Raw genomic sequence first — 23894 nt, forward strand, 5'->3', positions numbered from 1 at the left:
CGCTGTCGTTAAATAGCTTAAGAAATATTAAAATACAATTGAGTTTAATAAAATATAAAATAGTAACCAGGGAGACAATTATGTCTGCAATGTTTCTTCTTCAATTTGCCATAGTTTTACTATGTATTTTGATTGGTGCTCGAGTTGGTGGTATCGGCTTGGGTGTATTTGGCGGTTTAGGTCTTGCCATTTTATCTTTTGTTTTTGGTTTAAAACCAGCTGGTTTACCAATTGATGTAATGTTTATGATCATGGCAGTTGTTTCTGCCGCAGCAGCAATGCAAGCCGCAGGCGGTTTAGATTATATGATCAAAGTTGCTACCAATATTCTACGTAAGAATCCGAAATATATTACTTTCATGGCACCTGCTGTAACATGGTTGTTTACCTTCTTAGCTGGTACGGGTCACGTAGCCTATTCTGTATTACCAGTGATTGCCGAAGTTGCACGCCATAATGGTATCCGTCCAGAACGTCCGCTTTCTATGGCAGTTATCGCATCTCAATTTGCTATCGTAGCAAGCCCAATTGCGGCGGCGGTTGTAGCAGTGGTTGCGTTTCTTGAACCTCAAGGCATTACTTTAGCTGACGTATTAATGGTTACCATTCCTGCTACTATTTTAGGGATTGCTTTAGCTTGTGTGTTTGTCAATAAAATTGGTAAAGAATTAAAAGATGATCCAGAATATCAACGTCGTTTACAAGATCCAGAATATGTAAAAGCGAATAGTGCTTCTGTATCAACTGATGAAATTAAGTTAAAACCAACCGCAGTATTATCGGTGAGTTTATTCCTATTTGGTGCGCTATTAGTTGTTCTTATGGGGGCTATTCCATCATTACGTCCAGTGTTTGATGGTAAACCAATGGGTATGGCTCATACCATTGAAATTGTCATGTTGTCTATTGGTGCATTGATTATTTTCTTCTGTAAACCTGATGGTACAGAAATTACCCGTGGTTCAGTATTCCATGCGGGTATGCGTGCGGTAATTGCTATCTTTGGTATCGCATGGTTAGGTGATACATTAATGCAAGCTCATATGAACGAAGTAAAAGAAATGGTAAAAGGTTTAGTTGAAACTGCACCATGGGCATTTGCCTTTGCATTATTTGTTCTTTCTGTTTTAGTTAATAGCCAAGGTGCAACAGTGGCAACGTTATTCCCACTAGGTATTGCATTAGGTATTTCACCAGAAATCTTAATCGCTGTATTTGTTGCGGTGAATGGTTATTTCTTTATTCCAAATTATGGTCCAATCATTGCTTCAATTGACTTCGATACAACAGGTACAACTCGTATTGGTAAATATATTTTTAACCACAGCTTCATGATTCCAGGCTTACTCAGTATGGCATTCAGTATTGGTTTTGGTTTACTATTCGCAAATTTATTCCTATAAATTAGCTTTAATTGATTGAGCGGTGTATTAACACCGCTTTTTTATTTTTTTAAACCGTAAAAGTGCGGTTAAGATTAGAAAAATTTTTCTAAGTTCTAATAAAAAACGCCTCCCTATTTATGCAGAGAGGCGTTTCTTTTAAAATATAGATTATAAGTAACGTTTGCTGATTACTTTTAAGTTGTCATCTAAAGTATAAACTAATGGTTGACCTGTAGGGATTTCTAAATCCATGATATCAGCATCAGAGATACCTTCAATATGTTTAGCAAGTGCACGTAATGAGTTACCATGCGCAGCTACTAATACACGTTTACCTGATAAGATAGCGGGTGCAATTTGGTCTTCCCAGAATGGTAATACACGTTCTAAAGTCACTTTTAAGTTTTCATTATCTGGAACCACGTCAGCAGGTAAGTGAGCATAACGGCGATCGTTATGTGCAGAGTTAGGATCTTTTGGATCTAATGCTGGAGGTAAAACATCATATGAACGACGCCAAATATGAACTTGTTCATCACCATGTTCAGCTGCTGCTTCAGCTTTATTTAAACCTTGTAAACCACCGTAGTGACGTTCATTTAGACGCCATGTTTTGATTTGTGGAACCCATAATTGGTTAGATTCTTCTAACACTAAGTTACAAGTTTTGATCGCACGAGTTAATACAGAAGTAAATGCAATATCAAATTCGAAACCTGCAGCTTTTAATTTGCGACCAGCTTCTTTAGCTTCTTCTATTCCTTTTTCACTTAGGTTGACATCTCGCCAGCCAGTAAAAAGGTTTAATGCATTCCATTCACTTAAACCGTGACGAATAAATACTAATTCCATAAAAATCTCCTAGAGTCAGTGGATTAATAAAAATACTCCGCATTTTATAGCAAAAAATGGGTAGATTTAAAAGTTAAAACCTAATGTTTTCTGATCTTTCGCAAAAATAATGCTATATTTACTGACAAGATAAAATAAGCTCAGGTAGTTTTAGTAATGCTATCAAATTTTAATAAAAAAATTTCTTTAAAATGTACCGCACTTTTTTGTGTCGGGATGTTAGGGACGTTTTCTGCACAATCTGCGGACTTGTCTAAAATTCAGCAACAAATTAAGCAACAAGAACAAAAAATTGCAGAGCAAAAACGTACCCAAAATCAACTCCAATCTATTTTACAAGCTCAGGAAACCAAAATGAGTGGAGTGATTGGAAATTTACGTCAGACACAGGCTGATGTAGAAGAAACTCGTAAAGTGATTAATGAAACTAATAAGCAAATTAAATTGCTAGAACAACAAGAAAAAACACAGAAAATAAAGTTAGCGAAACAGCTTGATGCTGTGTATCGTTCAGGTAATCCTGCCTCTGTTGTGGAACACTTATTGTCTGATAATGCACAAAAAGCAGATCGTATGAAAGTTTATTATGAGCATATGAATCAAGCTCGTATGACGGCTATTCAAGATATTCGTGATACACGTAAGCAATTAGATGAGCAAAAGAATTTACTCAGTTCTCAATTAGAAGAACAAAAAACACAGTTATCCACTCAAAAGAAGCAACAGCAAGAATTGCAGAAAGTTAAAAATGAACGTCAGTTGACACTTAATCAATTAAGTAAATCATTAGAAAAAGATCAGAATAAATTAGAAACTCTAAAAGCAAATGAAAATGCATTGCGTAATGAGATTCAACGTGCCTCTGAAATGGCACAAGAACAAGAACAACGTGAACGTGAAGCTTATACGCAGAAAAAAGCCAGTGAAGAGAAGAAAAATAACAGACCTTATCAACCGACGAATCAAGAGCAACAATTAATGCATACAGGAACAGGATTAGCTGGTAAGTATCCACGTCCTGTGATTGGCAAAACACTTTATTCTTATGGGGCAACTCAGGTGGGTGAAGTGAAATGGAAAGGCATGGTGATCGGTGCATCTGCGGGTACGGCAGTCAAGGCGATTGCTGATGGTCGAGTCATTTTAGCCAGTTGGTTACAAGGTTATGGTTTGGTGGTAGTGATTGATCATGGTAAAGGTGATATGTCTTTATATGGTTATAATCAAGCTGTTTCCGTTAAGGTGGGTAATTTAGTGCGTAGTGGTCAGAAAATTGCTGAAGTAGGAAATAGCGGAGGTCAAGGTAGAACAGGATTGTACTTTGAGATCCGCCGCCAAGGAAATGCAGTTAATCCAGCAAGTTGGTTAAGATGATTGATATTATTTGGTTTAAAAGTGCGGTAGGAAAAACCGTTATTTTATTGACATTATGTTTATTGAGCTTATTTAGTCAGGCTGCTCAACTTGCACTTGTTATTGATGATATGGGATACCATCTTCGAGAGGATCAGATAATATTGTCTATGCCGAAAGCGATTTCTGTGGCAATTATTCCTTCTGCTCCTTATGCTAAACATATTCATCAACAAGCTACAGCACAAGGCCGTGATATTTTGATTCACATGCCCATGCAGCCTATGAATAACATGAAAATTGAAGAAGGTGGGTTACTATTGGGGATGTCCCAGGAAGAAGTGGCTCGACGAGTTCAAATGGCTAAACAAATACTTCCTAATGCTATTGGTATGAATAATCATATGGGAAGTGCAGCAACGGCGGATTCAACGTTAATGCATTTTTTGATGGCGGAGTTATATAAACATCATTTATTTTTTCTAGATAGTCGAACCATTGGTCGTTCAGTAGCGGGAAAAATTGCAAAACAGCAGGGCGTTAATTCATTAGATCGTCATATTTTCCTTGATGATAGTGATGCTTATAATGATGTACAACATCAATATCAACAAGCGATTCAATATGCAAGAAAACATGGTATAGCAATTGCTATTGGTCATCCACGGAAAAATACTATTGCTGTATTACAAGCAGAATTAAAAAATTTACCTGCAGATATTCAACTGGTAGGAATGGGGAACTTATGGCGTAATGAGAAAGTGGTTCCACCTCAACCATTTATCTTTATTTTTCCTAATATGCCAGCACCGACATCTATTGCACCATTTGAATCGGTTCCGCTGTTGCGTGGAGTGCCTAAATAAGTTTAAACTTAAGACCTCTTCATTTTTGAAGAGGTTTTTTTATAAAAGAAAAAGGAAATTCAGTATATTAAGGAGGACATATGTCAGAAGTATTTCATTTAGGGTTGACAAAAGCGATGCTAAAGGGCGCTAAAGTTGCCATTGTACCAGGTGATCCAGCGCGTAGTGAACGTATTGCAAAACATATGGAAAACCCAGAATTTTTAGCCTCAACTCGAGAATTTACTTCTTGGCTAGGTTATGTCGATGGTGAGCCTGTTGTGGTTTGTTCAACAGGGATTGGAGGGCCTTCTGTTTCAATTTGTGTTGAAGAATTAGCACAATTAGGGGTAAGAACATTCTTACGTATTGGTACAACTGGAGCAATTCAACCACATATCAACGTAGGTGATTTATTGGTAACCACAGGCGCTGTTCGTTTAGATGGAGCAAGCCAACATTTTGCACCACTAGAATATCCTGCGGTGGCAAACTTTGAATGTACTAATGCATTATATAATGCTGCTGTTGCACAGGGTACAACACCTTATGTAGGTATTACAGCTTCTTCTGATACCTTTTACCCAGGCCAAGAACGTTATGATACTTATACAGGTAAAGTATATTCCAAATTTAAAGGTTCATTAAAACAATGGCAAGAATTAAATGTAATGAATTATGAAATGGAATCTGCAACCTTATTTACCATGTGTGCGGCACTTGGCTTAAAAGCGGGTATGGTTGCTGGTGTGATTGTAAATCGTACTCAACAAGAAATTCCAAATGAAGCAACTATAAAAGGCACAGAAGAAAAGGCAGTGTCGGTTGTTGTTGAAGCAGCGGGTAAAATGGCAAAAATTTAGTGAAATAATGAATAGAGCCTCTTTCATAAGAGGCTTTTTTATTATCATAAATTTGATATAGTACATACCATGTTTCAAACTGGTAAATTTTATTAGGAAAGTTTAGTTTATGGCAGATCCACATATTAAATCGCCCATGGATAGTTGGGATTACTTAACCGTTTGTATCTACCGTTCAGGGTTTGTGTTAGCCGCGATTTTTATTGCGCTTTTACCTTATCAACCTAATCTCTCATTGCTCGGATTATTAGTCGCTGCGAGTTGTTGTGCATCAAGTTTACATATTTATGTAAAGTATTTTCGTTTGATTTTACAATTTGCTACTTGGTTGGCTTTATTATGTGAAGTGTTTGGTTTTTCACAGTTAGCATTAGGCGGAGCATTACTTACTCTTGGTGGATTATGTTTTAAAGAATATTTTTGTTTTAAAGTTTTTGCATTGAATTATCAACCGATTTTTGTCGCCTTGTTATGGATAGGTTATGTATTAAATATTGAAGTTTTATTGCAGTTAACATCAGCAATTTCTGCGCTTTTATTTTTGATTGTAGCTATTCAAAAATGGCGTATGCCATTGCATTTTGATATTGGGGATAAAAATAAGTATCAGGTGTAATGAAAAATAAAAAAGGTTTTGCTTAGCAAAACCTTTTGTTTAAAAAATTAATCAGAATATAACCGCAGTTTTTGGTTATTCTTCTTTTTGATGCCCTTGATCTAAATGAACAGCACTCACTAAATCATCATTGCTGACTTGGAATGCTTGACCAAATCCTTTTACAAATAGACCAGGACCAGGTTTGAAACTAAACAATTTGAAATCTTCTAAGGTCGCTAAATCATCAATCAACTTACCGTGTCTTGCTTTAAGCATTGCAAGTCCATCTTTCCATTCTGCTGAATGGCGTTCAATAACACGTGCTGTTGCATCGAATGATAAACGGCGACGAGCAAAAATCTGACGACTTTTACTTTCATCTTCAATAATCATTAAAGAAACTTTAGGATTTTCAAGTAGGTTACGTGCATGACGAGCAATCGTAGAAATAAATACTTGGTATTCTCCCTGATTAATCGCAAATGGTGCATAGCTGATATTCGGCGTACCCATGCTGTCCACTGTAGCTAACATAATCGTTTTTGCTTCAGCTTTTAACTCTTGAATTTGAGGTCCTAAACGATTTTGAAGAACTTCTTGTTTTGCCATAACTTCCCTTGTTTTTCGATTTGATAGTTTTTTGTTAATAAAATGTAACATAGCGTTATGTATTATAATCATTTTAGAGGAGTTTACAAGCTGTGTGAAAAGTAAATTTAACAATGTTAGGCGAACAATCTTGGTAACTAAATGTAAAAATAGAAGTTACAAGTTGATAACCTTTATAAATAAAAATATTATCTTTATAATAATGATGTAATTTTGTACATTTATGATTTTAATTTTGGGGAACGTATGGCAGCAGAAAGTGCAAATCAGCTAGTTAGTGTGGTGACTTTATTAACTGCCGCAGTGTTAATTGTGCCTTTATTTAAGCGATTAGGTTTAGGCTCAGTTTTAGGTTACCTTGCCGCAGGTTTAGTGATTGGGCCTTTCGGGTTTGGACTTTCAAATGATCCTCAAGCTATCCTACATATTGCCGAACTTGGTGTGGTGATGTTTTTATTCATTATCGGTCTTGAAATGAAGCCATCTCATCTTTGGAGTTTAAGAAAGCAAATATTTGGTTTAGGCAGTTTACAGGTTTTCGCTAGCGGTGTTTTGATTACCTTAGTGGGATATTATTTATTAAATTTTTCTTTTCAAACCGCATTTATTATCGCTTCAGGCTTTGTGCTGACTTCAACGGCGATTGTGGTTCAAATTCTTACTGAACGAGGGGACATTGGTTCACCACGTGGTCAGCGTATGATTTCGGTCTTATTATTTGAAGATTTATTAATCGTGCCCTTATTTGCCATTGTCACCTTCCTTTCTCCTGTTGAGGGAGCTTCAGACGCAGAACCCATTTGGCAACAAATTTTGATTGCAATGGGAGGCATCGGAATATTATTGCTCAGTGGACGTTATTTGAATCCACTATTCCGAATTCTCGCTTCAACAAAATTACGAGAAATGATGACTGCCGCTGCATTATTAGTGGTATTAGGTTCCGCATTATTAATGGAAGCCAGTGGGCTTTCTACGGCAATGGGCGCTTTCATGGCAGGTGTATTGCTATCGGAGTCAAGTTTCCGTCACCAATTAGAGGCAGATATTGAGCCTTTCCGAGGATTGCTACTTGGATTATTTTTTCTAGGTGTTGGAATGTCACTAGATCTTTCGCTAGTGATGAAAAATTTTCGTTTTATTATCATGAGTGTGCTGTTGTTAATGTTTGCTAACGCGATTGGTATTTTTATGATTGCACGCTTAACTCGAGCAAGTTTAACAGATGCATTTGATCGGGCGGTGGTAATGGCACTTGGTGGTGAATTTGCGTTTGTGCTTTATTCTGCCGCCGCTAGCCAAAGAGTGATTACTCGTACAGAACAAGCAAATGGGGTAGCTATTGTGGTTATTTCCATGTTGTTAAGTCCAGTTTTTATTCTAGTTTATAAAAAATTAATTGAGCCTCGTCTGCCTAAAAAATCAACACGTCCAGATGATTATATTGAAGAACAGAAGCCAATTATTTTAATTGGTTTTGGTCGGTTTGGTCAGATTGTGCATGATTTGATTATTATGACAGGGCATCATGCCACGGTAATAGATCTGGATGAAAGTATGATTGCGGGAATGAAACGTTTCGGAGTGAAAGGCTATTATGGTAATGCGACTCGTCCAGAATTATTACAAATAGCGGGAATTGAGCAGGCAAAACTGTTAATTGTGGCTATTGATGATCAAGAAAAATCTACACGTATTGTAAAATTAGCACGTAAGTTTAATCCAAACCTCACCATTATTGCTCGTGCTTTCGACCGTATTCATGTCTATCAATTACAAAAAGCTGGGGCAAATAAAGAGGTGCGTGAAACTTTTGAATCTGCTTTGCAGGCAGGAAAATTTGCTTTGAGCACATTAGGGATTAGCCAGCAAAAAGTAGAGGAAATTGCAAAGTTATATGCACGTAAGGATGAGCAAGCTGTACAGTTGATGGCGGATGCTTATGATCCTAAGTTTGGGCGATTTGATAATGAAGAAATCCGTCGTATAGTATTTGAGCAAGATCAAGATCTTACTCGCCTTATTCAAGAAATTTTAGCTTGCGAAGATAAACCAGAATAATCAGCCTCAATTAAAGATAAAGTGCGGTAGAAATTTCTAAAATTCTTACCGCACTTTTATTTGTATCTGTATGTTATTTTTTATTATGCGAGGCTAAATTTCATATATTGCATCATCAGTTGGGATAAGGTAGAGTAAAATTTATTTCATTATTATTCTGAATATTGTTATTAATATGATATTGAAAAAATCGCTAAACTTTTTTACGTTATGTTTATTATCTGCTTGTAGTTTAATTACTTATCAGCCTCTTGAGACAATTAGTCAAATTAATCCGAATCAAGGTTATCGTATGAAAACGACGATAAATCAACCTGATGGAAATCTAATTATTCTCATGTTTTCTGGTGGTGGTAGTCGTGCAGCGAGTTTAGGCTATGGTGTACTTGAAGCTTTTAAAAATACTCAAATTAAGCCCACTGATAAAGGTTCTAGATTAATTGATAATGTAGATATCGTTTATGGCGTTTCTGGCGGATCGGTGTTGGCGGCGTATTATGCATTATATGGTGCAGATGCAGTTCCTAAGTTTGAAAATAATTTTTTAAAGAAAGATTTTCAACGTGAAATTATTAGTCAAGTTTTCTCTTTTTCTAATTTACCTCGTATTTCTTCTCCGCAATTTGGGCGAGGAGATTTATTACAGGAACAACTAGATTTAGCCTTATACAAAGGGGCAACCTTTGGTGACTTAGTAGCAAAGCGTAAAGGGCCTTTTGCTGTGATCAGTGCCACAGATATGAATTCTGGGCAAAAAATCACATTTACCCAAGAGTTCTTTGACGGACTTTGTTTAAATTTAAGTAAAATGGAAATTTCTAGAGCCGTGGCAGCCTCTAGTTCAGTACCTTTAATTTTTAGCCCTCTAACACTTAATAATAATGGTGGAAATTGTCATTTTTCAGTGCCTGAATTAGTGCGAATGACACAACAGATTAGTTCAGAAACACAGAAAACAAAGAACATTGAAGAAGCACAAGATTTACTTAAATATTATCAAAATAGTAAAGAATATCCTTATATTCATTTAGTTGATGGTGGATTAACCGATAATTTAGGTTTGGCTGGGTTAATTGATATTTTTGATGTGGCGGGTCAAGAAGGCATGTATCAACAAGCATTGAACCATAATATCAAGCGGATTATTGTGATTAATGTGAATGCACAAAATGAGGTTGTGAGTGAAATTAATAAAAGTGCGGATGTTCCTGGACCAGCAGATGTAGTCAATACTATCGTGAATGTGCCTATTGATCGTAATACCCAAATCACCTTGCATCGATTCCATGAATTTGCTGATGAATGGAATAAAAATATGCAAAAGAAACCTGTGAATAGACGGGTGGAAATGCACTTTGTTGATTTAGGCTTAAAAAATTTACCTGAGTCTGAATTGAAAAAAGATGTATTGAATATTAGTACCTCATTTTATTTATTGGATTCTGAGGTGAATAAACTGAAAGCTTCCGCTAAAATTTTATTAGATGAATCGAAAGAATATCAGGATATGTTGAAATCCTTGAGATAAAAAATAAGCCCATATCAATATATGGGCTTATGATTTACTAGATTAATTAGCGCTTAGTAATCGCACCTAAAATACCACGCATAATTTGTTTGGTAACTTGATTGCGTAAATTACGCCCGACTTGTTGAGCAACACTGCTAACAACTTGCTCAGTCACGGTTTGTTGACTTTTCTTCTTAGAACCAAAAATTGAGGCAATCATACCACCTAAGAAATCATTGCTTTCCTCTTGTTTAGCTGCTTCCTCTGCTTGTTGTTGAACTTGAGCTTGTAATGCTTGATCATTGAGCATTTCATAAGCAGATTCATTGTCCACTAAATCACGATAGACAGGATAGATTTCATCATCTTTTACCCAAGCCGCACGCTGTTGTTCCGTAATAGGAGACAATTGGCTCTTTGGTGGGAAAATTGTTGCAATTTCTACTGGTGAGGGCATGCCTTTTTCATCTAAGAAGGAAACTAAAGCTTGACCGACGCCTAAGGTGGAAATTGTTTCCACTACATTGACTTTAGGATTGGTTCGAAAAGTTTCTGCTGCGGATTTTACTGCTTTTTGATCTCGTGGAGTAAAAGCACGTAAAGCATGTTGGACACGGTTACCTAATTGACCGAGTACGGTATCTGGTAAGTCTAAAGGATTTTGTGTCACAAAATAAATTCCTACGCCTTTTGAACGAATTAAACGTACTACTTGTTCCACTTTTTCAATCAGAGCAGATGGTGCGCCATCAAATAATAAGTGAGCCTCATCAAAGAACATGACAAACTTCGGTTTATCTGGATCTCCAACCTCAGGTAAGCGTTCGAATAATTCAGCCATTAACCACAGCAAGAAAGCACTGTACATGCGAGTAGAATTAATTAGTTTTTCAGAGTTAAGAATATTAATCACGCCACGTCCATCACGTGTTTGGATCCAATCATCTAGATTTAATGCTGGTTCACCGAATAAATGATCTGCACCTTCATTTTCTAATGCGAGTAATGCGCGTTGAATAGCTCCCACACTAGCGGCTGATACATTACCATATTCTACTTGGAATTCTTTGGCATTTTCGGCAACGAATTTAAACATCGCACGTAAATCTTTTAAATCGATTAGTAATAACCCACGATCATCTGCTACTCGGAAGACTAAATTGAGTAAACCTTCTTGAGTTGAATTTAAATTGAGTAAACGAGAAAGTAACATCGGGCCCATTTCTGAGATAGTGGTTCGCAGTGGAATGCCTGTTTCACCAAACACGTCCCAAAAAGATACGGGGTAGCTAGTTAAGTAGTTTTCACCACCTAAATTAAATTGTTGGATACGTTCGGCAATTTTACCTTGCATGGTTCCTTTGACTGTCAGGCCTGAAAGATCACCTTTTACGTCTACTAAAAATACAGGAACGCCATCATCACTGAACGCTTCAGCAAATTTACGTAGTGTTACTGTTTTACCTGTTCCCGTTGCACCTGCAATTAATCCATGGCGATTAGCCATTTTAGCAGTGATACCGAGTTGAGAACCTTGTTCTGTTTGTGCGATGCTATATTGTGTCATAAAAATCCCTAAAAATGCGCTAATACATTTTGTTCGTTCGATTGAATATTCTGTTGTGCATAATAAGGAAAAATCAAAGTGCGGTCAAAAAATACTGAATTTTATGGTATGCTTTTTATTAATTATTGGGTTCTGTTGTTAAGGAAATAATTTTGAAAAATTTAACCGCACTTTTCACACAAGCTTGTCCTTGTCAATCAGGTAAGCATTATGAAGACTGTTGTGCCCCCTTTCATCTTTTAAAGGCTTTTCCTGAAAGCGCAGAACAGCTAATGCGTTCACGTTATAGTGCTTATGTTTTGCAGTTAATTTCTTATGTGGTTGAAACTACGGTTCCCAATCAACAAGCATTGTTAGATGTTAAAGCATTGCAAGATTGGTCAGAAAAAACAGATTGGGTTGGTTTAGCGATTTTGGCACATCACCCCAAACTTTCTAATATTCATAGTGCGGTAGAATTTAAGGCTTTTTTTAATACAAATGAAGGTGAACAGATACATCATGAAAATTCATTATTTGTAAAAATTGATGGACGTTGGTATTTTGTTGATCCAACAGTGCCATTACCCACCAATAAACAGCCTTGTGTTTGTGGCTCGGGAAAAAAATTTAAAGCTTGTTGTGGAGGATTGTTATGACACAATTCAAATTATTTTTACAGGTATTTTGGCATCGTTTTAATCAAAATAAATTACCGCAAGCAGCAGGTTCTCTCACGTATAGCACGATGTTAGCAATTGTGCCATTAGCGATGGTAGTCTTTTCGATTTTTTCTGCGTTCCCGATGTTTGCTGAAGCCACGGCAACCATGAAAGAATTTGTATTTACCAATGTGGCTCCTTCGGCAGGTGATGTTGTAGGACAATATATTGATGAATTTGTGAATAATTCTAAACAAATGAGTGCCATTGGTGTGATTAGTTTAATTGTTGTAGCACTGTTATTAATTAAGTCTATTGATAATACCCTAAACGATATTTGGAAGGTAACAAATCGCAGTACAATATTTTCCTTTGCTATTTATTGGACGATTCTTACTTTGGGGCCTATTTTTATTGGTGTAAGTTTTGCGGCAAGTAGTTATGTTCGTTCAATGAGTTTATTTGCTTCCGACTTAGATTTGCCCTTTGGTCTACAACTACTTAGTTTTGTACCTTTCTTTTTAACCTGGTTAAGTTTTACTTTGATTTATGCCTTAGTACCCAATAAAAAAGTAAGTTTTCAACATGCAGCGGTAGGTGCCTTAGTAGCGGCTGTCTTTTTCACTTTAGGTAAGCAAGCTTTTGCTTGGTATATTGTAACCTTTCCGTCTTATCAGTTAATTTATGGAGCGATGGCAACCTTGCCAATTACCTTATTATGGATTCAATTAAGTTGGTTGTTTGTGTTGTTAGGAGCACAACTTGCAGCTGTGTTAGATGATATGCGTTCTATTAAATCAGGACATTTAGATTTTCAAAGTATTCGGGATAAGTAGTAATGATTGCATTAATTCAGCGTGTTACGCAGGCAAAAGTGGATGTAAATGGGCAGACTATTGGTCAAATTGGATCAGGGTTGTTAGTATTACTTGGCGTAGAGAAAGAAGATAACTGTCTTAAAGCAGATAAGTTAGCGGAAAAGCTATTAAATTATCGTATATTTAATGACGAACAAGAAAAAATGAATCTCAATGTTCAACAAGCGGGAGGTTCATTGTTAATCGTTTCTCAATTTACTTTGGTCGCTGATACCCAAAAAGGACTTCGACCGAGTTTTTCAAATGGCGCTCCTCCTGAGCTTGCCAATCAATTATATGAATATTTTTCTCAAAAATGTGCGGAGAAAATTCATGTGGAAAATGGTCAATTTGCTGCAGATATGAAAGTCAGCTTAACCAATGATGGTCCCGTTACCTTTTGGTTGAATGTATAGCAGTTGATATAAATTGAATGCTGGTTAACCAGAATAAAAGTGGTTTTCCTAGCACCTTATTTTATTTTCTGATAAAGTACAGGCGGCTATTTAAAACAAGTCTTGTTAATTTACTGAATAGGTTTATGCTATTCAGATTTAATTTTTTGCTTATTTTGAACTAAAAGGGAAAATTATGACATTTGATACTTATGAAACGCTAGCCCTTGCTTGCTTAGTGTTATTGCTTGGTTATTTCCTCGTAAAACGTATTAAATTACTCAGACACTTCAATATTCCAGAACCTGTCGTCGGTGGTTTTATTGTTGCTATTGCATTAACTATTGTTCACCAGTTTTGGGGATTAAGTTTCAGTTTTGATAGTAACTTACAGCGTACCATGATGTTAGTATTCTTCAGTTCTATAGGTTTAAGTGCAAACTTCTCTCGTTTAGTGAAAGGAGGAAAACCTTTAATTGTATTTTTAGTTGTGGCGGCGGCTTTAATTGCTATTCAAAATACTGTCGGTATTTTGGGCTCGCTAGCACTAGATCTAGATCCTGCTTATGGCTTAATTGCAGGTTCAGTCACGTTAACAGGTGGACATGGTACGGGTGCCGCTTGGGCTGAAACCTTAACACGTGATTTTGGTATTTCTGGTGCGATGGAATTAGCTATGGCTTGTGCTACTTTTGGTTTGGTTTTTGGTGGTATTATTGGTGGTCCAGTAGCCAGTTTCTTAATTAAACGTTTACACAAACAAGAAGAAACAGAAGATGAAAATGTAGACGATATTGAAGAAGCCTTTGAAAAACCTGTTTATCGTCGTAAAGTGAATACACGTACCATTATTGAAACAATCACCATGCTTTCAATTTGTTTATTGTTTGGTGAGCATCTTGATAATCTTACCAAAGGAACCGCTTTACAATTACCAACCTTCGTATGGTGTTTATTTACTGGGGTTATTTTACGTAATGCACTAACTTATGGCATTAAATTTAAAGCACCTGATGAAGCAATTGATGTATTAGGGACAGTGGGATTATCCATTTTCTTAGCTATTGCCTTAATGTCATTAAAACTTTGGGAATTAGCAGGCTTAGCTTTACCAATTTTTGTGATATTAGCCGTACAAGTGGTCGTGATGGCGTTGTTTGCTGTGTTCGTGACCTATAAAGCAATGGGCTCCGATTATGATGCTGTTGTACTGAGTGCGGGACATTGTGGATTTGGATTGGGTGCTACGCCTACAGCAGTAGCCAATATGCAAGCGATCACCTCTCATTTTGTTCCGTCACATAAAGCATTCTTAATTGTGCCAATGGTAGGGGCATTTTTTATTGATTTACTGAATGCCTCATTATTGAAAGTTTTTGTTGAAATTGCAGCTTACTTTCACTAAATAAAATTTTCTTAAAAAATACCGCACTTTGTGCGGTATTTTTTTATCAGAAATTTGCTCAAATAGATAACAAAAGTTAAACTAAGCACCAGATAAAATCATAAGGATCATTTATGCAAAGTTTAATGCCATTTCATACCTTTTCTGTGCCAGCAAATGCTAAAAAAATCGTAGAAATTACCGCACTTGAACAACTTCAACAGCTATGGAATGAGAGTGTTGCTGAACAACAACCAGTATTATTTTTAGGGCAAGGTAGTAACGTTTTATTTCTTGAAGATTTTCAAGGTACAGTATTACTCAATCGTTTGATGGGAATTGAGAAATCTGAGGATGCAAATTTTCATTATTTACACGTCAATGCGGGTGAAAATTGGCATAATTTAGTGCAATGGTCTTTATCACAAGGTATTTATGGGCTAGAAAATTTAGCACTGATCCCAGGTTGTGCAGGTTCCGCTCCTGTACAAAATATTGGGGCTTATGGTCGTGAATTTAAAGATTTTTGTCATTATGTGGATGTGCTTGATCTGAATACTGGTAAACAATTTCGTTTAACTAATGCAGAATGTGAATTTGGTTATCGTGAAAGTGTTTTTAAACATAAATATGCATATGGATTTATTGTCATTGCGGTAGGATTAAAATTAGCTAAAAATTGGAAACCCATATTGAAATATGGTTCATTAGCCAATTTTGATGAAAATACTGTTACGGCTAAACAAATATTTGATGAGGTTTGTTCAGTGCGCCGAGCAAAATTGCCCAATCCACAAGATTTTGGCAATGCAGGTAGCTTTTTTAAAAATCCTGTGATTTCGGCAGAACAATTCACTCGCTTGCAACAGTCTTATCCTCACATTCCAAATTATCCTCAAGCAGACGGCTCAGTGAAATTAGCCGCAGGTTGGTTAATCGATCAATGCCAACTTAAAGGCTATCAAATAGGTGGCGCAGCAGTTCATCAAAATCAAGCACTAGTATTGATTAATAAAGCCCATGCGACGGGAGCTGATGTCGTGGCCTTAGCGCATCATGTTCGTCAAGCGGTAGCCGATAAATTTAAAGTATATTTATCACCTGAAGTACGCTTTATTGCTGCTCAGGGTGAAGTAAATGCAGAAACAGCAATTAGTTAATTAGTTTTATTATTAAAGATAACGATGGATTTCAAAACAAATTTAGAAACTTTACCAAGCGTTGATGGCTTGGCAGGATTAAATGTTTTAGCGAAAGGTGAAGTCATTCATCATATTCCAGCTATACCTAGCAAATTAGGTTCATTAAAGGTTTATCATGCTCTAGCACAGCAATTTTATGGAAAATTAGACCGCACTTCTGCGCAAAAAGGCATTGAGATTTTTGCTGAACATGTTGCAGATGCCGAGCAAAATCCTGGAAAACACCCTAATATTGATTTGTTGTTTAAAGTGAACAATGAAAATTTAGAGTATCAACTTCAACCCGTAAAAGCCTGATGTTAGATAATAAACCCTTTCCTATTCCTGTTAATTATTTTGCCTTAACTCTAGGGTTAAGTTCCTTAGGGTTTGCATGGCGTTATGCGGCAACTGTAATTAATGTACCTGCTTGGAGTGGAGAGCTGATAGGCCTATTTGCTTCAGTGGTATGGGCATCATTTGTTATTGTATATGTTTATAAATGGATCAATTACCCGCAATTGGCACGAGCAGAAGTCACACATCCTATCACAGGTTGTTTTGTTAGTTTGATGTTTATTTCGGGAATTTTTGTGGGGTTGCTCTTAAACCCTTATACCATATTAGGGGCATATGTTTCCTTCACTTGTATTGCTTTACAGGTTAGTTATGCGGTGTATCGTTCAGCAGGATTATGGCAAGGAAGGCAACCACAAGAATTCACAACTCCAGCACTCTATTTGCCTATTGTTCCAGCAAATTGGGTAAGTGCGATAGGACTAGTGTTATTAGGCGAACCAGATATTGCCATTTTATTTTTTGGAGCAGGTTGTTTATTTTGGATAATGATTGAACCTACGATTCAACAACGTTTACGTAATATTGCTGATATGCCCATGGCGCTTCGTCCTACTTTAGGCATTCAGCTTGCTCCAGCTTTTGTTTGCAGTTCATCGTATTTGACTATCAATGGTGGTGAAATTGATTTTATTGTTAAGATGCTCATGGGCTATGGCGTGTTACAATTCTTTTTTATTAGCCGCTTATTAGGTTGGATGGGAATTTTTCGACATTTTCATGTAGGGTATTGGGCAATCTCATTTGGACTTGCCGCCATGGCTGGAGATGGCATTCATATTTATGCTATGACCCATGGACAAGGGGCTGGGATAGTCGGTTTACCCATGTTTTGGGTAGGAAGTTGTTCTATAGGTTTATTATTTATTGCTACCTTAGGATTAGTATTAAAAGGAAAATTCCTGCTGAAATAATTGCTTATATTAGTTGATAAAATAACTCAAGAATTAATGAACTTTTTTAATGAAAGCGACGTCTAATTTAACATAAATTTGGAAAGATAAAGCGGTTGATATTCTTTCCATTTATGTTATAACTATAAAACTGTAATGACAGTCTCTGACTAAGAAGGAAGATAATGACTAAAGATGTTCAAACTATGATGTTAGTTCCGCAAGGTAGTATCGAAGCCTATATTCGAGCTGCTAATGAATATCCTATGCTAACTGCAGAGGAAGAAAAGGAATTGGCGGAACGTTTGTATTACCAAGAAGATTTAGAGGCAGCTAAAAAATTAATTTTGTCTCATCTTCGTTTTGTTATCCATGTAGCTCGAGGTTATGCGGGCTATGGGCTTCCACAAGCTGATTTAATCCAAGAAGGGAATATTGGCTTAATGAAAGCGGTAAAACGTTTTAACCCAGAGGTTGGCGTACGCTTAGTGTCATTTGCTGTACACTGGATTAAAGCAGAAATTCACGAATATGTCCTCCGTAATTGGCGTATCGTTAAAGTGGCAACCACAAAAGCACAACGTAAATTATTCTTTAATCTACGTAAAACTAAACAGCGCTTAGGTTGGTTTAGTGATAATGAAGTAGATTTAGTTGCCAATGAATTAGGCGTATCAAAAGAAGATGTCATTGAAATGGAAAGCCGTATGACAGGCGCCGATGTGGGATTTGATTTGCCAAATGATGATGGTGAAGAAGATACCTTTGTTCCTTCAATGTATCTTGAAGATAAAGGTTCAAACTTTGCGGCTGAATTAGAGAATGAAAATTTTGAAAATCAGGCAGTAGATCAACTAAGCGCAGCCATGGAAACCTTAGATGAGCGTAGCTTAGATATTATTCAATCTCGTTGGTTGAATGACAACAAAGCAACCTTACATGATTTGGCAGCAAAATATAACGTTTCTGCGGAACGTATCCGCCAACTTGAAAACAACGCATTGAAAAAATTAAAAAGTGCGGTTAGTTTTTAAATAATTTTATGATTGATGAAAAACCGGCATTTTGTCGGTTTTTTATTTATCTATTACATATCTTTCAAAATTATAACAAATAAGAAACAAATAAAGGGTGGTTTATTTGTCTCTTGTTTTATCTTATCGATCCATATCACAAAACGATTAGATTTATTACATTAATTGGTATTTTTTAGCAATAAATCAGGTACAATACTTCAATATTTATTCCTCATTTTAATTATTCAGGAGAACAAAATGGCAGATCATAAAAGACTGGCGAATGCGATACGAGCACTCAGTATGGATGCAGTGCAAAAAGCGAAATCAGGTCACCCAGGAGCGCCAATGGGTATGGCAGATATTGCAGAAGTATTATGGCGTAAATTTTTAAAACATAATCCGAATAATCCGAAATGGGCAGATAGAGACCGTTTTGTACTTTCTAATGGACACGGCTCGATGTTAATTTATAGCTTGTTACATTTAACAGGTTATGACCTTTCAATAGAAGATTTAAAAAACTTCCGTCAATTACATTCTAAAACCCCAGGGCACCCAGAATACGGTTATGCCCCAGGAGTTGAAACCACGACAGGGCCTTTAGGGCAAGGGATAACCAATGCAGTGGGAATGGCGATAGCAGAGAAAACCTTAGCGGGTCAATTTAACCGAGAAGGACATGAAATTGTTGACCACAACACTTATGTATTTTTAGGTGATGGTTGCTTAATGGAAGGGGTTTCTCATGAAGCTTGTTCATTAGCGGGGACATTAGGTTTAGGCAAATTAATTGCATTTTATGATGACAACAACATCTCTATCGATGGTCATGTTGATGGTTGGTTTACCGATGACACCGCAAAACGATTTGAAGCTTATGGTTGGCAAGTGATACGCAACATTGATGGACATGACCCACGCCAAATCAAATCCGCCATTGTACTGGCGAAAGCAGAACAAGCGAAACCGACCTTAATCATCTGTAAAACTATCATAGGTTACGGCTCACCGAATAAATCTGCCTCTCACGACTGCCATGGAGCACCGCTAGGTGATGAAGAAATCGCCTTAACGCGTAAAGCCTTAGGTTGGGAGTACGCTCCTTTTGAAATTCCTGCAGATGTTTATGAGAAATGGGATGCCAAAGTGGCGGGACAATTAGCGGAACAAGCTTGGAATGAAAAATTTGCGGCTTATGCAAAAGCTTATCCTGAATTAGCGACAGAATTTACCAGACGAATCAATGGTGAATTACCAGCGAACTGGGCGACAGAATCAAAAGCATTTATAGAGAAATTACAAGCGAATCCGGCAGCAATAGCAAGCCGTAAAGCTTCTCAAAATGCCATTGAAGCCTATGCCCACCTATTACCTGAATTTTTAGGCGGTTCAGCAGACTTAGCGAGCTCAAACTTAACCTTATGGTCAGGCTCAAAACCGATACGAGCGAAAACCAACCTTGATGGCAACTACATCAACTACGGGGTAAGAGAATTTGGCATGTCAGCCATCATGAATGGTATCGCCTTGCATGGCGGGTTCATTCCTTACGGAGCGACCTTCTTAATGTTTTACGAATATGCCCATAATGCCGTACGTATGGCAGCCTTAATGAAACAACGTTCATTATTTGTGTACACACATGATTCTATCGGCTTAGGAGAAGATGGACCGACACACCAACCTGTAGAACAAACCGCTTCTTTACGATTAATCCCTAATTTAAACACCTGGCGCCCAGCAGACCAAGTGGAATCAGCTATTGCATGGCAACAAGCGGTGGAACGCAAAGAAGGACCAAGTGCCTTAATATTCACTCGTCAAAATCTGGCTCAACAAACGAGAACGTCAGAACAACTGGCGAACGTGGCACGTGGTGGTTACATCTTAAAAGAAAGTGCAGGCACAGCAGATTTAATCCTGATTGCAACGGGTTCAGAAGTGGATTTGGCAATGAAAGCGGCAGAAGAATTAGAGAGTGAAAGCATCAAAGTACGAGTTGTTTCCATGCCAAGTACGAACGTATTTGATAAACAAGAAGAAGCTTACCGAGAATCCGTGTTACCAAGTTCAGTGACAAAACGAGTAGCAATAGAAGCGCAAATTGCGGACTTCTGGTACAAATATGTCGGAACTCAAGGACGGATTATTGGAATGAATAGTTTTGGTGAATCAGCACCGGCAGAGCAATTGTTCAAACTCTTTGGATTTACCGTTGAGAATGTAGTTGCGAAAGCGAAAGAAATCCTTTAATGAAATAGAAGGATAGTTAAATAAAACTGCGGTAGGATTTTGGAAAATTTTTCGAAAACCTACCGCAGTTTTTATGTAAATTATTTACAGATTTTTAATTCTACTGAGCTTTCTTTGAGCAATTCAATAATCTCTTTGGGTGGTTCTTGATCGGTAAGTAAGTAATCCACATCTTTGATTGAGGCTAATTTGACAATAGCTTGACGTGAGAATTTTGAGTGGTCTGTGACCAGAATGGTTTCACGAGAGCTTTCAATAATGGCTCTTTTTACTTGTACTTCGTGGTAATCGTAATCAAGTAAAGATCCATCTAAATCAATGCTGCTGATACCTAAAATGCCATAATCTAAACGGAATTGAGAGATAAAATTAACTGTTGCTTCTCCAATAATCCCTCCATCTTTGCGTAGCGAACCGCCTGCCATGGTGATTTGGAATGTTTCATTCTGCATGAGAATGTGGGCTGCGTTCAGATTGTTGGTTACGATACGAAGGTTTTTGTGATCTAATAAAGCACTAGATACCGCTTCAGGTGTGGTGCCAATGTCAATAAATAATGAGGCTCCGTTAGGAATAAGGCGAGCAGCAACTTGTGCAATATGGTTTTTTTCAGTAGAAAAGAAATTTTTGCGTTCAAAATAATCACTATTTTCAGCACTAGATGGAGAGGCAGCACCACCATGGTGGCGACGGATCAGATTATTTTCAGCTAATTCATTTAAATCACGTCTAATGGTTTGTGGGCTCACATCTAGTAATGTGACTAATTCTTCGGTACTGATATAGCCTTGTTGTATAACCAGTTCAACGATTTTTTGATGTCGAATGGATTGTTTCATACTATCCTCTAAACGCAATAAATAATTTGTTGATATTTTAAACCAAATTAAAACTTTTTGTGATCTTTTCTTGGATAAAACCAAGCACTAATCCGATAATGAGTCCACTAATATGTGCAGCATTTCCCATTTCAATGCCAAAAATAGGGCTGATGAATCCAAAAGCAATGCCGATAATTAGCATATTAAAAAAGCCTTGTGGGAGTGCAAATTGATGATGACTCAATTTATCGATGACAACAACACATCCTAGCACTGCGTATACTACACCAGATAAGCCAAAAAAATTAGGACCCGAAGCAAAGTTTTGAATAATGCCTGTTATGATAGCTGCACATAAGTAGAGAATGATTAATTTTATTGTGCCAAAAGATTTTTCAATCGCACTAGCAAAAATCCACCACCAAACTAGATTGAAAGTAACATGCATTGTTGATAAATGGACTAATGTGTGGGTTAAATAACGCCATAATTGATGATTTTCTTTAAAATCGCTAGGATAATGTGTCCATTGCATAATTTGTTCATCAAAGCCGATAATTTCAAATCCATAGACAATTAAACAAATTAAAGTTATGACTAAAGTGAAAGGGCCTGTTTTGAGAAGCTGTTGACGTAAATTACTCGTAGCATTTTTCGGTAAATCTTTAGTGATGTCTTTTGAAATGGAAATATCTCCAGTTTCCCAACTGGCTTGTTCATAGCGTTCATCAAGAGGATTGCGACTAAATTCTTCTAGATCTTGCATAATTTCGTCAAAGTGCGGTGTATTTTCAGGAAAATAAACGGCAATGATTTGTTGTTGAAATTCATTTTGTTCAGTTTTTAAAATGAGTTCTATTTGATATTTTTGGCGTATATAATCTCTAAATTGTCGAGGAAAAGTTGGGATTTCACTTCTAAACAGTAATTGCATTTGATATATTCCTAATCTAAATTTTGTTTATTGTAAGGGATAGGAAGGGAATGGAAAAGGAATCAATTAATCAACCGCAAAAATCGCCTTCAATGCCAGAGGGTTTTAGTCGTTTTACCTGGGCAATTGCAGCTTTTTGTTTGCCTATTTTTTTATGGCCACTAGCATCGTTAGTTTCTACTAACTTAGAAAAAAATCCAGCATTAAGCCAAGGTCAAGTGAGATTTATGTATCTTTGCTTATGGCTTTATCCTTTTGTATTAGCTATTGTGGCACGTATTTGTTATAAGCTGAATCAGCGTAATCATAATCTCGCTAAGAAACTATTAATAGCGAGTACAATCGCTTTTTATGGGTTACTGTATTATATCGTGAGCGTGGGGTTTGGCGCATAATATAACAAGTTATGCTTTTTATTAATCCTGTGAATAAGCGGTTTCTATTGGCATTTTTGCTTTTTCCCAATTTTCAAAGCCGCCAATAACGCTATATACATTATCGTAACCTTGTTCGATTAGGAATTTTCCAACATTGAGACTACTCACGCCGTGATAACAGCTTAGGATAATAGGATCATCAAAATCATATAAATCTTGAAACTTACCATAGGTTTGGTTTGTCAAATGAAATGCCCCTTTGGCATGGCTATAGGTAAAACGTTGTTCATCACGAATATCTAATAGCACAGCGTTTTCGCTATTCATCATGTCCCAAGCTTGTTGTGGTGTAATTTGGATAATTTCTGTCATAATTCTGAGTGATTTTGTCAACTATAAATTAGGGTGTAATATAGCAACATTTTTGTATAGGGTAAATTAAGATAGAGAAAATCTTTTATAAATTTTTTAAAATTTAACCGCACTTTGTGGCGAAGGAATGAAGATAGGAAAAATCATTTAGGTTCTTTCTCAGTCGCAGTATAATAGCTTTAGCTATATTCATTATTAAAGGGTATTTATGTTAAAAAAACTTTCTCTTGTGGCTATGATGGCGGTACTTTCCGCTTGTTCTACATCTTGGAAAACTTATGTGCCATTTATGGGCAACGATAAGCCTGTGATTAATCTAGATAAAGAGCAAATCGATCAAAAGTCTTATGCTGTAGCTTATGCGGCAACGGTACAATCTTATAAAGGTCGTATTAACTCAGATTATGATGTTAATTCTTTTGCTAGCGGAGTAAATGACTGGTATTTAAAACGTATTTTAGTGCCAGTTGAGCAAATTAGAAATAAATTAGCGAGTGGTTTAGATAGCCAATTACACGCTTATTATAGTGGCGTGGTGTTTGCTGCAGATTTACAAAATAACTTTAGCCGCTTGAGTAAAACTTGCTGGTCGAAAATTGATACAAAAAGTATGACGCAAGGTATTTACGATGCTGTCATAGACTTACGTAAAGACAAAGTACGCTCAGATGAAGATGAATATATCACTAAAGGCAGCGAAGACTTATTAAAGGTCTGTAAATAAGCATTTTTTACTCAATATTGTGAGCAAGTTCAAATTTTTTATT

General features: G+C 36.7%; 24 protein-coding genes. 18 read left to right on the forward strand and 6 right to left on the reverse strand.

Features of this window, described 5'->3' with window-relative positions; translation table 11 throughout:
- The first annotated feature begins 80 nt into the window (after positions 1–80).
- The gene (locus BN1226_RS03370) at positions 81–1403 is read left to right on the forward strand and encodes an anaerobic C4-dicarboxylate transporter (protein WP_044469997.1); all 1323 of its coding nucleotides are present in this window, start codon (positions 81–83) and stop codon (positions 1401–1403) included.
- A 150-nt stretch (positions 1404–1553) separates the two neighbouring features.
- Here the strand turns inward: BN1226_RS03370 and BN1226_RS03375 are convergent, their stop codons facing one another.
- Positions 1554–2237 carry a 2,3-diphosphoglycerate-dependent phosphoglycerate mutase gene (locus BN1226_RS03375; RefSeq protein ID WP_005761127.1) on the reverse strand — a complete coding sequence of 228 codons (684 nt, stop codon included), beginning with the start codon at positions 2235–2237 and terminating at the stop codon, positions 1554–1556.
- Positions 2238–2393: 156 nt separating this feature from the next.
- On the opposite strand from BN1226_RS03375, the gene envC reads away from it, so the two are divergent.
- The 4 genes from envC (at position 2394) to BN1226_RS03395 (ending at position 5914) form a co-directional block, all read left to right on the forward strand.
- A complete protein-coding gene (envC, locus tag BN1226_RS03380) occupies positions 2394–3611 on the forward strand; it encodes a murein hydrolase activator EnvC (protein ID WP_044469998.1) in 1218 nt (405 codons plus the stop codon).
- Positions 3608–4456 carry a divergent polysaccharide deacetylase family protein gene (locus BN1226_RS03385; RefSeq protein ID WP_156149886.1) on the forward strand — a complete coding sequence of 283 codons (849 nt, stop codon included), beginning with the start codon at positions 3608–3610 and terminating at the stop codon, positions 4454–4456. The genes envC and BN1226_RS03385 overlap by 4 nt, the downstream gene beginning before the upstream one ends.
- A gap of 80 nt (positions 4457–4536) precedes the next feature.
- Complete coding sequence (gene udp / locus BN1226_RS03390; RefSeq protein ID WP_005761170.1) at positions 4537–5298, forward strand: uridine phosphorylase; 762 nt, start codon at positions 4537–4539, stop codon at positions 5296–5298.
- 109 nt (positions 5299–5407) lie between these two features.
- The gene (locus BN1226_RS03395) at positions 5408–5914 is read left to right on the forward strand and encodes a DUF2301 domain-containing membrane protein (protein ID WP_044469999.1); all 507 of its coding nucleotides are present in this window, start codon (positions 5408–5410) and stop codon (positions 5912–5914) included.
- Positions 5915–5989: 75 nt separating this feature from the next.
- On the opposite strand, the gene hutZ is transcribed toward BN1226_RS03395, so the two are convergent.
- Positions 5990–6505 carry a heme utilization protein HutZ gene (gene hutZ, locus BN1226_RS03400; RefSeq protein ID WP_005761166.1) on the reverse strand — a complete coding sequence of 172 codons (516 nt, stop codon included), beginning with the start codon at positions 6503–6505 and terminating at the stop codon, positions 5990–5992.
- Positions 6506–6751: 246 nt separating this feature from the next.
- Between hutZ and BN1226_RS03405 the strand changes: the two genes are divergently transcribed.
- Both BN1226_RS03405 and BN1226_RS03410 read left to right on the forward strand, forming a co-directional pair.
- The gene (locus BN1226_RS03405; RefSeq protein ID WP_044470000.1) at positions 6752–8566 is read left to right on the forward strand and encodes a monovalent cation:proton antiporter-2 (CPA2) family protein; all 1815 of its coding nucleotides are present in this window, start codon (positions 6752–6754) and stop codon (positions 8564–8566) included.
- Positions 8567–8741: 175 nt separating this feature from the next.
- Complete coding sequence (locus BN1226_RS03410; protein ID WP_044470001.1) at positions 8742–10094, forward strand: patatin-like phospholipase family protein; 1353 nt, start codon at positions 8742–8744, stop codon at positions 10092–10094.
- Positions 10095–10140: 46 nt separating this feature from the next.
- On the opposite strand, the gene BN1226_RS03415 is transcribed toward BN1226_RS03410, so the two are convergent.
- Positions 10141–11643 carry a helicase HerA-like domain-containing protein gene (locus tag BN1226_RS03415; RefSeq protein WP_044470002.1) on the reverse strand — a complete coding sequence of 501 codons (1503 nt, stop codon included), beginning with the start codon at positions 11641–11643 and terminating at the stop codon, positions 10141–10143.
- A 152-nt stretch (positions 11644–11795) separates the two neighbouring features.
- Between BN1226_RS03415 and BN1226_RS03420 the strand changes: the two genes are divergently transcribed.
- The 9 genes from BN1226_RS03420 to tkt all read left to right on the forward strand — a co-directional run bounded on the left by BN1226_RS03420 (position 11796) and on the right by tkt (position 20623).
- Positions 11796–12281 (forward strand): YchJ family protein, encoded by a 486-nt coding sequence (locus BN1226_RS03420; protein ID WP_156149887.1) that lies wholly within the window; start codon positions 11796–11798, stop codon positions 12279–12281.
- Positions 12278–13120 carry a virulence factor BrkB family protein gene (locus BN1226_RS03425; protein ID WP_044470003.1) on the forward strand — a complete coding sequence of 281 codons (843 nt, stop codon included), beginning with the start codon at positions 12278–12280 and terminating at the stop codon, positions 13118–13120. The genes BN1226_RS03420 and BN1226_RS03425 overlap by 4 nt, the downstream gene beginning before the upstream one ends.
- A 2-nt stretch (positions 13121–13122) precedes the next feature.
- Positions 13123–13557: a D-aminoacyl-tRNA deacylase gene (gene dtd, locus BN1226_RS03430; protein ID WP_044470004.1), complete on the forward strand. Its 435-nt coding sequence runs from the start codon at positions 13123–13125 to the stop codon at positions 13555–13557.
- 175 nt (positions 13558–13732) lie between these two features.
- Positions 13733–14941, forward strand: coding sequence for a sodium/glutamate symporter (gltS, locus tag BN1226_RS03435; protein WP_044470005.1), 1209 nt, complete (start codon positions 13733–13735; stop codon positions 14939–14941).
- Between the two features lie 113 nt (positions 14942–15054).
- Positions 15055–16080, forward strand: a complete 1026-nt coding sequence (gene murB, locus BN1226_RS03440) for a UDP-N-acetylmuramate dehydrogenase (protein WP_044470006.1) — start codon at positions 15055–15057, stop codon at positions 16078–16080.
- Positions 16081–16104: 24 nt separating this feature from the next.
- Entirely contained in the window at positions 16105–16419 is a 315-nt protein-coding gene (locus BN1226_RS03445; RefSeq protein WP_044470007.1) for a DUF2322 family protein, read from the forward strand.
- The gene (tehA, locus tag BN1226_RS03450) at positions 16419–17372 is read left to right on the forward strand and encodes a dicarboxylate transporter/tellurite-resistance protein TehA (protein ID WP_044470008.1); all 954 of its coding nucleotides are present in this window, start codon (positions 16419–16421) and stop codon (positions 17370–17372) included. The genes BN1226_RS03445 and tehA overlap by 1 nt, the downstream gene beginning before the upstream one ends.
- Positions 17373–17536: 164 nt before the next feature.
- Positions 17537–18385 (forward strand): RNA polymerase sigma factor RpoH, encoded by an 849-nt coding sequence (rpoH, locus tag BN1226_RS03455; RefSeq protein ID WP_044470009.1) that lies wholly within the window; start codon positions 17537–17539, stop codon positions 18383–18385.
- Positions 18386–18625: 240 nt separating this feature from the next.
- The gene (gene tkt, locus BN1226_RS03460; RefSeq protein WP_044469607.1) at positions 18626–20623 is read left to right on the forward strand and encodes a transketolase; all 1998 of its coding nucleotides are present in this window, start codon (positions 18626–18628) and stop codon (positions 20621–20623) included.
- Between the two features lie 80 nt (positions 20624–20703).
- Here tkt and BN1226_RS03465 read toward each other — a convergent pair whose 3' ends face one another.
- Positions 20704–21462 carry a DeoR/GlpR family transcriptional regulator gene (locus BN1226_RS03465; RefSeq protein WP_044470010.1) on the reverse strand — a complete coding sequence of 253 codons (759 nt, stop codon included), beginning with the start codon at positions 21460–21462 and terminating at the stop codon, positions 20704–20706.
- 37 nt (positions 21463–21499) lie between these two features.
- A complete protein-coding gene (locus BN1226_RS03470; protein WP_044470011.1) occupies positions 21500–22378 on the reverse strand; it encodes a rhomboid family intramembrane serine protease in 879 nt (292 codons plus the stop codon).
- Positions 22379–22428: 50 nt separating this feature from the next.
- Here BN1226_RS03470 and BN1226_RS03475 point away from each other — a divergent pair, with 50 nt between their 5' ends.
- The gene (locus BN1226_RS03475; protein ID WP_044470012.1) at positions 22429–22773 is read left to right on the forward strand and encodes a DUF5389 domain-containing protein; all 345 of its coding nucleotides are present in this window, start codon (positions 22429–22431) and stop codon (positions 22771–22773) included.
- Between the two features lie 21 nt (positions 22774–22794).
- Here the strand turns inward: BN1226_RS03475 and glpE are convergent, their stop codons facing one another.
- Positions 22795–23127, reverse strand: coding sequence for a thiosulfate sulfurtransferase GlpE (gene glpE / locus BN1226_RS03480; RefSeq protein ID WP_044470013.1), 333 nt, complete (start codon positions 23125–23127; stop codon positions 22795–22797).
- Between the two features lie 208 nt (positions 23128–23335).
- On the opposite strand from glpE, the gene BN1226_RS03485 reads away from it, so the two are divergent.
- A complete protein-coding gene (locus BN1226_RS03485; RefSeq protein WP_044470014.1) occupies positions 23336–23851 on the forward strand; it encodes a hypothetical protein in 516 nt (171 codons plus the stop codon).
- Positions 23852–23894 lie beyond the last annotated feature (43 nt).

Source organism: Mannheimia massilioguelmaensis (assembly GCF_000940515.1).
Lineage (GTDB): Bacteria > Pseudomonadota > Gammaproteobacteria > Enterobacterales > Pasteurellaceae > Basfia > Basfia bettyae.